This is a genomic window from Shinella sp. SUS2 (assembly GCF_001262505.1).
GTDB lineage: Bacteria > Pseudomonadota > Alphaproteobacteria > Rhizobiales > Rhizobiaceae > Shinella.
The window spans coordinates 19,063-33,312 of record NZ_KQ410739.1; the positions used below are offsets into that span (position 1 = coordinate 19,063).

The 14,250-nt window shown below is 65.2% G+C and carries 14 protein-coding genes; 5 read left to right on the forward strand and 9 right to left on the reverse strand.

Annotation, left to right across the window (positions count from 1 at the left end; translation table 11 throughout):
• Positions 1–117 precede the first annotated feature (117 nt).
• Positions 118–1,029, forward strand: coding sequence for a MurR/RpiR family transcriptional regulator (locus AKG11_RS24020; protein ID WP_023516486.1), 912 nt, complete (start codon positions 118–120; stop codon positions 1,027–1,029).
• A gap of 60 nt (positions 1,030–1,089) precedes the next feature.
• Here the strand turns inward: AKG11_RS24020 and iolG are convergent, their stop codons facing one another.
• Positions 1,090–2,091 carry an inositol 2-dehydrogenase gene (gene iolG / locus AKG11_RS24025; protein WP_050745739.1) on the reverse strand — a complete coding sequence of 334 codons (1,002 nt, stop codon included), beginning with the start codon at positions 2,089–2,091 and terminating at the stop codon, positions 1,090–1,092.
• A gap of 127 nt (positions 2,092–2,218) precedes the next feature.
• Between iolG and AKG11_RS24030 the strand changes: the two genes are divergently transcribed.
• Together AKG11_RS24030 and iolD are read left to right on the forward strand one after the other, a co-directional pair.
• A complete protein-coding gene (locus tag AKG11_RS24030) occupies positions 2,219–3,394 on the forward strand; it encodes a Gfo/Idh/MocA family protein (protein WP_050745740.1) in 1,176 nt (391 codons plus the stop codon).
• A gap of 90 nt (positions 3,395–3,484) precedes the next feature.
• Positions 3,485–5,326 (forward strand): 3D-(3,5/4)-trihydroxycyclohexane-1,2-dione acylhydrolase (decyclizing), encoded by a 1,842-nt coding sequence (iolD, locus tag AKG11_RS24035; protein ID WP_050745741.1) that lies wholly within the window; start codon positions 3,485–3,487, stop codon positions 5,324–5,326.
• Positions 5,327–5,414: 88 nt separating this feature from the next.
• Here iolD and AKG11_RS24040 read toward each other — a convergent pair whose 3' ends face one another.
• Positions 5,415–5,834, reverse strand: coding sequence for a helix-turn-helix domain-containing protein (locus AKG11_RS24040; protein WP_050745742.1), 420 nt, complete (start codon positions 5,832–5,834; stop codon positions 5,415–5,417).
• A gap of 56 nt (positions 5,835–5,890) precedes the next feature.
• Between AKG11_RS24040 and AKG11_RS24045 the strand changes: the two genes are divergently transcribed.
• The gene (locus AKG11_RS24045) at positions 5,891–6,295 is read left to right on the forward strand and encodes a hypothetical protein (protein ID WP_156334126.1); all 405 of its coding nucleotides are present in this window, start codon (positions 5,891–5,893) and stop codon (positions 6,293–6,295) included.
• 104 nt (positions 6,296–6,399) lie between these two features.
• Positions 6,400–6,891, forward strand: coding sequence for a GAF domain-containing protein (locus tag AKG11_RS24050; protein ID WP_050745744.1), 492 nt, complete (start codon positions 6,400–6,402; stop codon positions 6,889–6,891).
• A gap of 61 nt (positions 6,892–6,952) precedes the next feature.
• Here the strand turns inward: AKG11_RS24050 and minE are convergent, their stop codons facing one another.
• The 7 genes from minE to AKG11_RS24085 form a co-directional block, all read right to left on the reverse strand.
• A complete protein-coding gene (gene minE, locus AKG11_RS24055; RefSeq protein WP_023516257.1) occupies positions 6,953–7,216 on the reverse strand; it encodes a cell division topological specificity factor MinE in 264 nt (87 codons plus the stop codon).
• On the reverse strand, positions 7,213–8,028 hold the full coding sequence (minD, locus tag AKG11_RS24060) for a septum site-determining protein MinD (RefSeq protein ID WP_023516256.1): 816 nt from the start codon (positions 8,026–8,028) through the stop codon (positions 7,213–7,215). Before minD ends, minE begins: the two co-directional genes overlap by 4 nt.
• A 31-nt stretch (positions 8,029–8,059) precedes the next feature.
• Positions 8,060–8,830, reverse strand: a complete 771-nt coding sequence (gene minC / locus AKG11_RS24065) for a septum site-determining protein MinC (protein WP_050745745.1) — start codon at positions 8,828–8,830, stop codon at positions 8,060–8,062.
• Between the two features lie 225 nt (positions 8,831–9,055).
• On the reverse strand, positions 9,056–10,861 hold the full coding sequence (locus AKG11_RS24070) for an ABC transporter ATP-binding protein (protein ID WP_050745746.1): 1,806 nt from the start codon (positions 10,859–10,861) through the stop codon (positions 9,056–9,058).
• A gap of 2 nt (positions 10,862–10,863) precedes the next feature.
• Complete coding sequence (locus tag AKG11_RS24075; protein WP_023516253.1) at positions 10,864–11,724, reverse strand: ABC transporter permease; 861 nt, start codon at positions 11,722–11,724, stop codon at positions 10,864–10,866.
• Positions 11,721–12,662 carry an ABC transporter permease gene (locus AKG11_RS24080; RefSeq protein WP_037404935.1) on the reverse strand — a complete coding sequence of 314 codons (942 nt, stop codon included), beginning with the start codon at positions 12,660–12,662 and terminating at the stop codon, positions 11,721–11,723. The genes AKG11_RS24075 and AKG11_RS24080 overlap by 4 nt, the downstream gene beginning before the upstream one ends.
• 19 nt (positions 12,663–12,681) lie before the next feature.
• Complete coding sequence (locus tag AKG11_RS24085; protein WP_050745747.1) at positions 12,682–14,199, reverse strand: ABC transporter substrate-binding protein; 1,518 nt, start codon at positions 14,197–14,199, stop codon at positions 12,682–12,684.
• Positions 14,200–14,250 lie beyond the last annotated feature (51 nt).

The window sequence follows — 14,250 nt, forward strand, 5'->3', positions numbered from 1 at the left end:
CGGGATGTGCCGTTTCCGGGCGAGCGTTGCAGACTTCGGTTTTATGCAATACTGCAAATATGGACCGGCACCGGCTCATCCCGGATCCGAAACAGTACCATCCGGGGAGTAGGCCGTATGCCGAGGGTAAAGCAGTCCGATCAGCCGCCGCCGAAGACGGCGAACTACGAGACCTTCGTCAACATCGTCACCGAGGCCTATCCGAACCTGTCCGACCGCTTCCAGCAGGTTGCCCGCTTCATCACGCAGAACCCGAACATCGTGGCGATGCAGTCGATCAACGCCATTGCCGAACAGTGCGGCGCGCACCCTTCCATCCTCGTGCGCTTCGCCCAGCATTTCGGCTTTTCCGGCTTCAAGCAGCTCCAGTCGGTGTTCCAGAGCCGCCTGTCGACGGCCGCGCCTGGCTATCGCGAGCGCATCAGCGCGCTCGACGTCGACCTGGAAAAGACCAAGCGCAAAGGCAATCTCGGCTTCCTGCACGACCTCGTCGTGCGTGACATCGCCACCTTGCAGGAGCTTCTCAACACCACGACGGAGGAGAGCCTGTCGCAGGCGGCGCGCGCGCTGAAGAATGCCAACACGATCTTCATCGCCGGCCAGCTGCGCTCCGAGCCGATCGCCAAGTTCCTGCGCTACGTGCTCTCCATGCTGCAGTGCCGGGTTATCCTGCTCGATCCCGCCGGCGGCCTTGCGCCCGAAATGGCCAAGGTCATGGGCAAGAAGGACGTGCTGGTCGCCATCGCCTTCCGCCACTATGCCAAGGAGGTGGTGACGATCGCCGATGTCGCGGCCGAGAACGGCACGCCCATCGTCGCGATTACCGACAGCCAGCTCTCGCCGCTCGCCAAGAACGCGGCCGTGCTCTTCACCATCCCGGAAGACGAATATTCCTTCTCGCGTTCGCTTGCCGCGCCAATGTGCCTGACGCAGACCATCGCGGTGGCACTTGCGGCCCTCCTGCAGGAGGACAAGAAGGGCTCGCCCGAGATCCCGACGGTCACGGGCAGGCAGCGGCGCAAGAGCTAGAGCAATTCCAGCAAAAGTGCGTAGCGGTTTTGCGTCCGGAAATGCTCCAGCCACGGCCCTTCAGCCGGTGATCTCCTCGACCCTGATGAAGCGGCCTTCCGCCTTGGAGCGGATGGCGGCCTCGGCCAGCACCAGCGCCTTCTCGCCGTCGTCGAAGGTCACGTCCGGCGCAGCGTTGGCGGCGACGCAGTGCAGGAAGGATTTCAGGCCGATCTCGAAGGCTTCGACGTAGCGCTCGATGAAGAAGTCGAGATAGGGTTCGCCTGCGCCGGTGGCGGTAGCGGTGAAGCGCTCGACCTGGTGGGCGCGCCGGTTGCCGGAGATCAGCATGCCCTTTGCGCCGAACAGCTCGACGCGCTGGTCGTAGCCATAGGCGGCAGCGCGGGAATTGTTGATGTGGCAGAGCTTGCCGCTCGCGGTGCGCAGGATGATCATCGTGGAATCGACGTCGTCGAATTCCGTAAGCGTCGGGTCGATGAGCGTGCTGCCGGTGGCGAAGACCTCGACGGGCTCCTCGCCCAGCATGAAGCGGGCAAGGTCGAAATCGTGGATGGTCATGTCGCGGAAGATGCCGCCGGAAACCTTGAGATAGTCACGCGAGGCGAGGCCAGGATCGCGAGAGGTGATGATCACCTGCTGGAGATCGCCGATCTTGCCGGCGCGCACCGCTTCGCGCGCGGCCCGGTGGCCCGGATCGTAGCGGCGGTTGAAGCCGATCTGGACCGGCCTGTCGAAGCCGGCGATGGCCTTGCGGCAGGCGACGACACGGGCAAGCGAAAGGTCGATCGGCTTCTCGCAGAAGATCGCCTTTCCGGCGCGCGCGGAGGCCTCGATGAGGTCGGCATGGGTGGCCGTGGAGGTGGCGATCAGCACGGCGTCGGCAAGGGCGATCGCTTCGTCGGCGCTGGCGGCGACCGGGCAGCCATAAAGCCGGCCGATCTCCTCGGCGGCGGCGGTCAACGGGTCGTAGACGGCGGCAAGCGTGGCGCCCTCGGCGCGGGCGATGGTGGCCGCGTGCATCTTGCCGATGCGCCCGCAGCCGAGCAGTGCGATCCTCGTCATGGTTCCTCCTCCTGAGGTGATGGATGGATTGCAAAAAAAGTTGCGTGTATTAAATTTCGTCAATATTAATTCTGAAGAGGGTTTTTGCAAGCCCGTTCCGGGCGGCCAGAATGTGGAGGAGGAGAGCATGGCGGAGTTTCCCTTGGCCGGGCGCCGTTTGCGGCTCGGCGTCATCGGCGGCGGGCAGGGCAGTTTCATCGGCAAGGTGCATGCGCGCGGCGCGCGGCTTTCGGGCCGCTGGGATGTGGTGGCCGGCGCGCTGTCGTCGCGCCCGGAGGTGGCGCAGGAATCCGGCCGCGCCTGGCTCCTTGCGGACGATCGCATCTATACGGACTACCGCGTGATGGCCGAGCGTGAGGCGGCGCGGCCGGACGGCATCGATGCCGTGGCAATCACCACGCCGAACAATTCCCACCACGCCATCGCCGTCGTCTTCATGGAGAAGGGCATTGACGTCATCAGCGACAAGCCGCTGACGACGACGCTCGACGATGCGCTCGACCTGGTGCGCCGTCAGAAGGAGACGGGCCTCGTCTTCGGCGTCACCTATGCCTATGCCGCCTCCGCCATGGTGCGCCAGGCTCGCCAGATGATCGCGGAGGGCGCGCTCGGCAAATTGCAGCAGGTGCATGTCGAGTATTTCCAGGAATGGGCGCTGACGCCGCCGAGCGAGGCCGGAGCCGGCGCCCAGTGGCGCGTCGATCCCGCCATCGTCGGTCCCACTTTCACGACCGGCGATATCGGCACCCATTGCCATCATCTCGGCGCCTTTGTTTGCGGTCGCCCCGTCACCGCCGTCCGGGCGGAGTTCCACACGCTCGGCCCGCCGAAGGCGCTGGAGGACACGGCCTTCATGCATGTGCGCTACGAGGGCGGCATTCCCGGCACCATCATGATCTCGCAGGTCGCACCCGGCGCCCATTGCGGCCTGCGCATCCGCGTCTTCGGCGACAAGGCGAGCCTGGAATGGAACCAGGAGGAGCCGGAGCTGCTGCATGTCCGCCGCTTCGGCGAGCCGGCTTGCGTGCTGACGCGCGGCGAGGGGGCGGGCATCGGCACGCATGCGGCGCGTTTCGTCCACATGCCGCGCGGCCATCCGGAAGCGCTGAGCGACGCTTGGGGCAATCTCTACGAGGAATTCGCCATCGCCATCGAGGCGCGCCGTCTCGGCCGGACCCTGCCCGAGGGGCTGCTCGCCTACCCGACGGTGGTGGACGGCGCGCTCGGCGTGAAGTTCATCGAGGCGGCGCTGGCCTCCAGCCAGTCGGGCGGCGCCTGGGTGGGCTGCTCTTTGTCATTGTGATATGCAATAAGTATTGCAATAATTTTTAGTATGAAATAAAAGTTTCCGGACAGTGGCCGCCGCGAAAAGGCCGGCTGAGGGAGGTTTACCATGTCCATCATCCGCCTGACCATGGCGCAAGCTCTGGTGCGTTACCTGTGCAACCAGTTCACCGAGATCGACGGGGAGCGCGTACCGCTGTTTCCCGGCGTCTTCGCCATTTTCGGCCATGGCAATGTAACATGCCTTTCCGAGGCGCTGGAGGCGGTCAAGGACACGCTGCCCACCTGGCGCGGCCAGAACGAGCAGTCGATGGCGCTTGCCGCGATCGGCTTTGCCAAGGCGACGCGGCGCCGCCAGATCATGGTGGCGACCAGCTCCATCGGCCCGGGAGCGCTGAACATGGTGACGGCGGCCGGCGTGGCGCATACCAACCGCCTGCCCATCCTGCTTCTCGCCGGCGACAGCTTCGTCAACCGCCGGCCCGATCCGGTCATGCAGCAGGTCGAGCATTTCGGCAATCCGACCATCACCGTCAACGATGCCTTCAAGGCCGTGACGCGCTACTGGGACCGCATCGTCCATCCCGAGCAGATCCTCTCCTCGCTGCCGCAGGCCGTCGCCGTCATGCTGGATCCAGCCGATTGTGGCCCGGCCTTCCTGGCCCTGCCGCAGGATGTGCAGGAGATCGCCTGGGACTATCCCGAAAGCTTCTTTGCGCCGACGATCCACAAGGCGCCGCGCCCGCGGCCGGATCGTGACAGCCTTGCGGAGGCCGTGCGCGTGCTGAAGGCGGCAAAACGCCCGCTGATCATCTCCGGCGGCGGCGTGCGCTATTCGGGTGCGGAAACGGCGCTCGCCGCCTTTGCCGAAAAGCATGGCATCCCGCTCTGCGAGACCATTGCCGGCAAGGGCACGGTCACCCATGACCATCCGGCCCATGTCGGCCCGATCGGCATTGTCGGCTCCACCTCGGCCAATGCACTGGCGGGTGAGGCAGACGTGGTGCTCGCCGTCGGTACGCGCCTCATGGATTTCACCACCGGTTCCTGGACCGCTTTCTCGCCCGATGCCCGCTTCGTCTCGATCAATGCGGCCCGCTGGGATGCCAACAAGCACCGCGCCGTCGCCGTCGTCGGCGATGCGCTGGAGACGGTCTCCGAACTGGATGCCGTGATCGGCGACTACAAGGCGGATGCCGGCTGGACGGAGAAGGGCCGGCGCGAATTCGCAAAATGGAACGCGGCGCTCGACGGCTACCAGAAGCCGACCAATGCACCGGTGCCGACCTATGCCCAGGTCGTCGGGATCGTCAATGCCAAGGCCGGGGAGCGTGACCTCCTGATCACCGCCGCCGGCGGCCTGCCGGGCGAGGTGATGAAGAACTGGCGCGTCAAGGCGCCGAACACCTTCGACTGCGAGTTCGGCTTCTCCTGCATGGGCTACGAGATCGCCGCCGGCTGGGGTGCCGCGATGGCCGATCCCACACGCACGCCGATCGTCATGATCGGCGACGGCACCTACATGATGATGAACTCGGACATTTATTCGAGCGTGCTGTCCGGCCACAAGATGATCCTCGTCGTCTGCGACAACGGCGGTTATTCCGTCATCAACCGCCTGCAGAACGCCAAGGGGACGCCGGGCTTCAACAATCTCCTGAAGGATTGCCGCGTCAAGGAACCGTTCGCGGTTGACTTCGCCAAGCACGCCGAGGCGATGGGGGCTCTCACCCGCCGGGTCGAAAGCCTTGCCGATCTCGGCGACGCCGTTGAATGGGCACAGACGACCGACCGCACCACCGTCATCACCATCGTCTCCGACGCCTTCACCTGGACGCCGGGCGATGCCTGGTGGGATGTCGGCGTGCCGCAGGTGAGTGCGCGGGCAGAGGTCAATGCCGCGGCGGCCGACCAGCAGGCCGGCCGCAGGAAGCAGCGCGTCGGCGTTTAACCGCTTGGCCTTCGGCAGAACTGGCCGGGCCCGGCATGCGAAAGCGTGCCGGGTCTGTTTCCTGGTGGTGCGGCGACAGGACCGCCTCTCACCGCGCCCGCATCTGAAGATGCATCATTTCCAGAAGCTTGCCGACATCCGAAGGGCTGCCGATCGCGATGATCTTCAGTGTTCCCGCCTGTGGGTCGAATGCCGTCTGGAGATGCAGTGGCGGGGTGCCGGCGTTCCCGGTAAGCGCGACGGCCTGGAGAAATGTCGCCATGCGTTCCGCGGCCTCGAGCGTGATGTCGGGGATGTCCGTTATGCAGGTCGTGCGGGCGCTCCCGTCCGGTTTGCTTCCCCCGCTTGCGACGCCGGCAAGCGCGTCCAGGTCGACCCGGAGGATGCGGTAGGATTTTCCGACCCGCGTTGCAGGCAGCCGCCCGTCGTGAATATACCGCAGCACGGTTTTCGGGTGCAGGTTCAGCTGCTGCGCTGCCTGTTCGACGGTCAAAAGCTGTTGCGTCATGTGATGTGCTCTGATTTATTCCTTATTGCTCTATGTAAATAGATTTTTATGGAATATTGAAGGACGTTGAGATGGTAATTCAACCGCAAGGGAATGTCGACAAGGCAAGCGATGCCGCCGGTGAAATGAAAGCCCGCATGCGCGGCGATCTGCGCGCCGCCATAAAGGAGGGCCGCCCCGACGAGGCAAAACTGATCCGGACGCTCGTCGCGGCGATCGACAACGCCGAAGCGCCGCCGCTTCAGCCGGGGCACCGTGCCGCAGATCACCACAGCTTCTGCGACGGGTCGGCGGAGGTCGAACGGCTTTCCCTGAGCGCTGCGCAGGTGCGGGCGATCCTGCTGGCCGACATCGCCGAGCGCGAGCGCGCGGCTGCCGAAATGGACCGTCATCAAAGGCCGGATCGCGCCGATGCCCTGCGTGCCGAAGCGCGGCTTGCAAAACGCTACATTGTGGAATGAGGCCGTAAGCAGCCGGCTGATTCCGCGCCGGTCTCCACCCTTGCAAGGTCAGCTGCCCGGGTCTATCGACGATCCGATGAAAACCGTCGTCCATGAGGACTGCCATGCATGAGATCCGGAAAATCGAGGCGGCCGACAAAATCGGCTTCTACCGCGAGCTGCTCGCCCAGGCCGAGGGCTTGCTACATGGCGAGCGCGATGCCATCGCCAACGCGGCGAACCTCTCCGCGCTGATCTTCGGCGCGGTCGCCGATCTCAACTGGGCGGGCTTCTACTTCCTGAAAACGCCGCAGGAACTGGTGCTCGGGCCGTTCCAGGGCAAGGTCGCCTGTGTGCGCATCCCTGTCGGCAAGGGCGTCTGCGGCAGCGCGGTGGCCGAGTGCAAAAGCCAGCTCGTGCCGGATGTGCACGCCTTTCCAGGGCATATTGCCTGCGATGCCGCCTCGCGCTCGGAACTCGTCACGCCGCTCGTCCGCGACGGCGTCGTGTTTGGTGTTCTCGATCTCGACAGCCCGCTGCCCGGCCGGTTCACGGCGGAGGACCAGGCTGGCTTCGAAGCGCTCGCCGCACTCTACGTCTCGGCGAGCGATCTTTGAAACGGTAGGCGCCCGGCTTTCACCGGGCGTTTTTTTGTTTGTGGCAGCGGAGGGGGACGCCTTAAGCCGCCTTCTTGCCGGCGTCGAACGGGATCTCGATGTCGACGGCAAGCGTCGAAACCTGCGCGCCGCGCTCCATCTTGATCGAGACCTTCTCGTCATCAACCTGCATGTGCTTGGAAATTGCCTTCAGAATCTCGTCGCGCAGCTTGTTGACGAGGTCCACGTCACCGGTGGCGGCCCGCTCATGGGCGAGCAGCACCTGCAGTCGCTCGCGCGCTGCCGGCGCCGACTGGGCGCGGGAGAAAAAACGGAACAGATTCATGCCGCCTTCCTTCCGAAAATCTTGCCGAGGAAGCTGCGCTTGTCGCCGGGGATCGTGACCGGCAGGGTCTCGCCCTTGAGGCGACGGACAGCTTCGAAATAGGCGAGTGCCGGAGCCGAGCGTCCGTCGGCGAGCGTCACCGGAGCCCCGACGTTCGAGGCGCGCAGCACGTCCATGCTCTCGGGGATGATGCCGAGCAGCGGGATGGAGAGGATTTCCAGGACGTCATCGACCTTCAGCATGTCGCCGCGCTCGGCGCGCACGGCGTCGTAGCGCGTCAAAAGCAGGTGTTTTTCGACGCGCTCGCCGTTCTCCGCCCTCAGCGTCTTGGAATCGAGCAGACCGATGATGCGGTCCGAATCGCGTACGGACGAGACTTCCGGATTGGTGACGACGATCGCCACGTCGGCGTGGCGCATGGCAAGGGTCGCGCCGCGTTCGATGCCGGCCGGGCTGTCGCAGATCACCCAGTCGAAGGCGTTCTTCAGGGCGGCGATGACCTGCTCGACACCCTCGGGCGTGAGATTGTCCTTGTCGCGGGTCTGGGACGCCGGCAGCAGGTAGAGCGTCTCGACGCGCTTGTCGCGGATCAGCGCCTGCGTCAGCTTGGCTTCGCCCTGGATGACGTTGACGAGGTCATAGACGACGCGGCGTTCCGCACCCATGACGAGGTCGAGATTGCGCAGGCCGACGTCAAAATCCACGACCACGACCTTCTCGCCGTTTTGCGCCAGCGCGGCGCCGAGCGCGGCAGACGACGTCGTCTTGCCGACGCCGCCCTTGCCCGATGTGACCACGATTACCTTGCCCATTGACCTCTCCGTTGTTTGAACCGTCCTCGGTTCAGCCGAGTGTTGCTGCCTTGATTGCTTCGCCTTCCAGCCAGATCTGCACGGGTTTGCCGCGCAGGTCCGGTTCCATGTCGTCGGCGGTCTTGTAGAAGCCGTCGATGGCGATCAGTTCTGCTTCGAGCTTGCGGCAGAAGATGCGCGCAGAAGCATTGCCCATTGTGCCGGCCATGGCCCGGCCGCGCAGCGGGCCATAGACGTGGATCGAGCCGCCGGCGACGATTTCCGCGCCTGATGCGACCGAGCCGATGATGGTGACATCGCCTTCTGGAAAGAAAATGGACTGGCCCGAGCGGATAGGGCGGGCGACGACCATCGACGGCACCGCCTGCATCGGCGGCGGGCTTGCGGGCACCACGATCGATTCGGCGGGCTGTTCCGCCTTTTCCGTCTTCTTTGCCTTGCCGGCCTTTTCCGTGCGTTCCTCCGCAACCGGCGCCTCGATGTCGCCGGCCGGGCGGCCGTCGGTCATGGCCGGCGGCATGTCTGCGCCGAGCAGCGAGGACCGCGCGCCCTCGATGCCCATGACGCGCACGTTGCGGGCGTTCAGCTGGCTGACGAGTTCGCGAAGCTCCGCCTTCTCGATATCCAGCCCATCGACATCCAGCACCACTGGACGCCGCAGGAAGAAGCCGGCGGACCGCGCCGCCAGATCGTCAAGCCGCACCAGCCAGTCCTCGAAGGGCAGCTCCGGGGTCAGCGCAAGCGCAAGGAAAGAGCGCCCCTTGAGGCGGATCGGCCGTGGTTGGGTTAACACGTCAGTCATCTTCGTTAATTTTCGGTTGCTTCGGTGTACCGATGGAATGGTTAACAAAAGGTTAATTTGCAGGTCTGGCTGGCGCGAGGCATGCGCCCTGAGGCGCCCGTGCAACGGTTCGCGTGAAGCGGGAAAAATTAGGGTTTTCGCGTGCGGCTGTCGCGGCAAACACAAAAAAGCCCACCGGCGCACGATGCGACCGGCGGGCAGGCTTGGGGGAGCGTCGATCGGGCGTCAGGCAGCCATGCTGTCCTGAACGAAATGCCCCGGTGAGACCTCGCGGTAGGTGCGCTTGGGCGGCACATAGCCGTGCGGGCGCAGCGGGCTCTTGATCTCCTCGTTGAGCGGCGGGTTCAACTGGCCGCGCCGGGCAGGGTCGGGGATCGGCACGGCGGAGATGAGGCGGCGTGTATAGGCGTGCTGCGGATTGTCGAAGATTGCCGCCCGTGGGCCGATCTCGACGATCTCGCCGAGGAACATCACGGCGACGCGATGGCTGACACGCTCCACCACCGCCATGTCGTGCGAGATGAAGAGATAGGCGAGGCGGTGCTGTTCCTGCAGATCCAGCAGGAGGTTCGAAACCTGCGCCTTCACCGACACGTCGAGCGCCGAGACCGCTTCGTCGGCGACGATGAGCTTCGGCTGCAGCGCGATCGCCCGGGCAATCGAGATGCGCTGCCGCTGGCCGCCGGAAAATTCGTGTGGATGCCGGTCGGCCATCGTTGCGGAGAGGCCGACCTGCTGCAGGAGTTCGGCCACCCTGTCCTTCGCCTCGCGCCGCCCCATCAGGCCATGCGCCAGCATGGGTTCGGCAATCGCCGAGCCGATGGTGATGCGCGGGTTGAGCGAGGCGAACGGATCCTGGAAGATCATCTGCGAGGTGCGGCGCATGGCGCGCAGCGAACCGGCGCTCGCCTGCGTCACATCCTGCCCGTCGACCGTGATCGAACCGGCGCTCGGATCGACGAGGCGCATGATGGCCCGGCCGGTGGTGGATTTGCCGCAGCCCGATTCGCCGACCAGCGCCAGCGTCTCGCCGGGCTTCAGGTCGAAGGAGACGCCTTCGACCGCATGGATCTGCCCCTGCGGCAGCGCGAAGCGGACCGCGAGTTTTTCCACCTTCAGGATCGGCTGCACGCCATCGGGAACGGGCGACGTCACGCCGCCGTCGCTGGCCTCGCCGGTGGCGGGATCGACATTCGGGAAGCGGCGGGGTGCAGCAGCATCGCCCATCGTGCCGAGGCGCGGGATGGAGGCGAGCAGCGCCCTGGTATAGATCGCCTTGGGCGCCGCGAAGATTTGCGGCGTCGGGCCGGTCTCGACCATGTCGCCGCGGAACATCACGAGGGTGCGGTCCGCCACCTCGGCGACCACGCCCATGTCATGGGTGATGAAGAGCACGCCCATGTTCTCCTCGCGCTGCAGTTCGCGCAGCAGATGGAGGATTTCGGCCTGCACGGTCACGTCGAGCGCGGTCGTCGGCTCGTCGGCGATAAGCAGTTTCGGGCGGCAGGCGAGTGCCATGGCGATCATCACGCGCTGGCGCATGCCGCCGGAGAACTTGTGCGGATATTCGTTGAGACGGCTTTTCGCGGCGGGGATGCGCACGCGCTCCATCAGCCGCAGCGCTTCGGCCTCCGCGGCGCTCCATGACAGGTCCCGGTGCAGCACCAGGGCCTCGGCAACCTGGTTGCCGATGGTGAAGACCGGATTGAGCGAGGTCATCGGCTCCTGGAAGATCATGCCGATCGTGCCGCCGCGCACCGAGCGCATCTCCGCTTCGCTCACCTTCAGGAGGTCGCGTCCTTCGAGCAGGATGCGGCCTTCGCAGCGCGCCCGGCCTGCCGGCAGGAGGCGCATGGTGGACAGTGCGGTGACGCTTTTGCCCGAGCCCGATTCGCCGACGATGGCGACGGTCTCGCCGGCATTCACCTCGACGTTGATGTCGCGGATGACGGCGCGCCACCCCTCGGCAGTCTTGAAGGAGGTCGTCAGGTTCTCGACCGAGAGCACCGGCCGGTTCGTGGGAGCGGTCATGGTCAGCTTTCCTTCGCAAGGCGCGGATCGACGAGATCGCGCAGCCCGTCGCCGAGCAATTGCAGGGCGAGGACCGAGAAGACGATGGCAAGGCCCGGAAACACCATCAGCCAGGGGGCGTTGTTCATGTATTCGCGGCCGGAGGCGAGCATGGTGCCCCAGGTCGGCATATCGGTGGAAACCCCGACGCCGAGGAAGGACAGGCTTGCTTCCGCGAGCATCGCCGAGGCGAAGACGAAGGTCGCCTGCACGAGGATGGGCGAGGCGAGGTTGAGCAGCACATGGCGCGTCAGGATCTGCCAGGTCGGCAGGCCCATGGCGACGGCGGCCTCGATGTAGGGCAGCTCGCGCAGCACCAGTGTCGAGCCGCGCACGATACGGGCAAGACGCGGCGCATAGGTGATGCCGAGCGCCAGGATGACCGTGGTGAGCGACGGCCCGAGCGCAGCGACCAGCGCGATGGCGAGCAGGATGTCCGGGAAGGACATCATGGCATCGAGCAGCCGGGAGATCGGCGCGTCGAGCTTGCGGAAGAAACCGGCTGCGACCCCCATGATGACGCCGAGCACCGTGGAGATGCAGACGACGCCGAGGCTGACGAGCAGCGAGATGCGTCCCGCATAGATGGCGCGGGAAAAGATGTCGCGGCCGAATTCGTCGGTGCCGAAGACATGGGCGAGGGACGGCGGCTTCAGCTTGTTGACAATCGACAGCTTGTTCGGCGCATAGGGTGCGACCCACGGGGCAAGGATCGCCGCCACGAGCACGATGGCAAGGATGATCGCGCCGATGAGGATGGCCTTGTTGCGGAAGAGCCGCCGCAGGCTGGAGACGAGCGGCATGGAGAGGGAGGCGGTCATCATAGGCGCACCCGCGGATCGACGAGGATGTAGAGCATGTCGACGATGAAGTTGATGAGCACATAGATCGCCGCGACGACGAGCAGCGTACCCTGAATGACGGGATAGTCGCGGCGCAGCACGGCCGAGACCACGAGATTGCCGACGCCCGGCAGGCCGAAGACCGTTTCCGTCACCACCGCGCCGGCGACCAGCATGGCGATAGAGAGGCCGATCACGGTGATGATCGGGATCAAGGCGTTCTTCAGGGCATGCTTGAGGATGACGCGCCGCTCGCTCGCCCCCTTGGCACGGGCGGTGCGCACATAGTCGTCACCCAGAACGTCCAGCATGGCGGCACGGGTGAAGCGGGTGATCAGTGCCGAATTGACGATGCCGAGCGCCACGGCAGGCAGCACGAGATGGTGCAGCCGCTCGAGGAAGGCCGTGTCCGGCCCGCCGTAGCCGGAGGCCGGGAACCAGCCCTGGCCGACGGCGAAGACCTGGATGAGCATGAGGCCGAGCCAGAAGCTCGGCACGCTTGCCGCCACCATGGTCAGCGTCACGACGACCTGGTCGAACAGCGTGCCCCGCTTGACGGCCGAGAGGATGCCGACCGGCAACGCGATCGCAACCGCGATCAGGATCGAGAACAGCGTGAGGAAGAAGGTCGGCTCCGCCCGTGCGGCAAGCGCCGAGGTCACCGGCTGGTTGAGGAAGATCGACTGGCCGAGATCGCCCTTCAATATGCCGAGCACGAACTGGCCATACTGGGTGATCAGCGGCGCATCGAGCCCCATTTTCGTGCGCAGTTCGGCGATGTCCTGCGGGGTCGCATCCGACCCCAGCATCACGGCGGCGGGATCGCCCGGTGTCACGCGGACGATGACGAAAACCACCGTCACGACGAGGGCGAGCACGATGGCCATGCCCCCCAGCCGGTTCAACAGTGCCCGGACGATCCTTGCCATGATTTCCCCCTTACTTCTTGGGCGTTACGTTCCAGAAATGCGGCCAGTAGGTCGGCTTGTAGTCGGAAATACCGGCGCCGACGCCCGTGACCGCGTTGAAGTTGCCCACCTTGAAGAGCGGCGCATCGTCGTAGATCACGGTCTGGATGCCTTCCCAGGCCGTCTGCTTGTCCGTGTCGGACACGGCGTTCATGTAGGTGGCGGCGGCCGACGCCTTCTGCTCGGAAACATACCAGCCCGGATAGGTGTCGGTGATCGTGTTGATCGTCGTCGGGTCACCCGGGAAGTTGGAATGGGTGATGAAGATGTCCCATTCCTTCGGGTCGGCGCGGCGGGTCGTCAGGGTCGCCCAGTCCACCACCTGCAGGTCGACCTTGAAGCCGGCGGCTTCGAGATAGGCCTTGGCGACCTCGCCGATCTTGTAGTGGAACTCGTACTGGCGGCTGGTCATCAGGCGCAGCGGCGTGCCGTCATAGCCGGCATCCGCAAGCAGCTTGCCGGCCTCTTCCGGATCGCCCTCGCCGTAGCGCGCAACGCCCGCCTCGGTGTACCAGAGCGAACCCTTCGGGAAGATCGAGGCATCGACGCTGAAGAAGCGCTCGTCGGAGAAGGCGGCGAGCATCATGTCGTTCGGGTTGAGCGCGGCCTGCACGGCCTGGCGCAGCTCCTTCTTGATGAGCAGGCCTTCCTTCATGTTCATGTTGAGCGAGGCCCAGCCGGTGTTCTCGTAGATCACGGCCTTCGCCTTGCCGCTCGCCTCGACGCGCTCATAGGCGCTGACCGGCAGGGAATCGGCAAAGTCGAACTGTCCGGAAATCAGGCCCTCGACGCGGGTGTTTGCGTCGGGAACCGGCACGAAGCGGATCTCCTTGGCGATCGCCACGCGCCTGCCGGCATAGTTGCTCGGCTCGCCCTCGGGCGAGGTGTAGCCGTCGAAGCGGACGAGCTGGGTATACTGGTCGGGCTTGCGCTCCTTCAGGGCATAGGGGCCGGTGCCGACGAATTCGGTCAGCGTGTCGGCGATCTTCTCGGAGGGCATGATGACGGAAGCCTGCGAGAAGGTGGCGAGCAGCGGCGCGTAGCGCGACTTCAGCTTGACGACGACGGTGTTCGGGCCGTCTTCGGACAGGCTTTCCACCACTTCGGCGACCTGCTTGCCCTTGGAGTTGACGGCCATCCAGCGCGTCAGCGAGGCGGTGACGTCCTTGGCATCGAGATCGCTGCCGTCGTGGAACTTGACGCCCTGGCGCAGCGGAATGCTATAGGTCAGGCCATCCTCGGAAATCTCGGGCATGGCGAGCGCCAGCAGCGGCACGGAACGCCACTCGTTGTCATAGGTGTAGAGCGTCTCGAAAATGTGCTGGTCGATGGTCAGCACGATGTCGGTCGCGGTCTGCATGACGTCGAGCGTCGGCGGCTCGCCGATGGTCGCGACGGTGAGGACGCCATCCGTCGTCTGGGCGATGGCCAGGCTGCTCGTGCTGGCGAGTGCCGCGGCCAAGGTTATCATGACAAATGCATTTTTCATCTTATATCCCTCTGATTTTACAAGGTTCGTGTCCGCGCCGGCTCCCGTCCG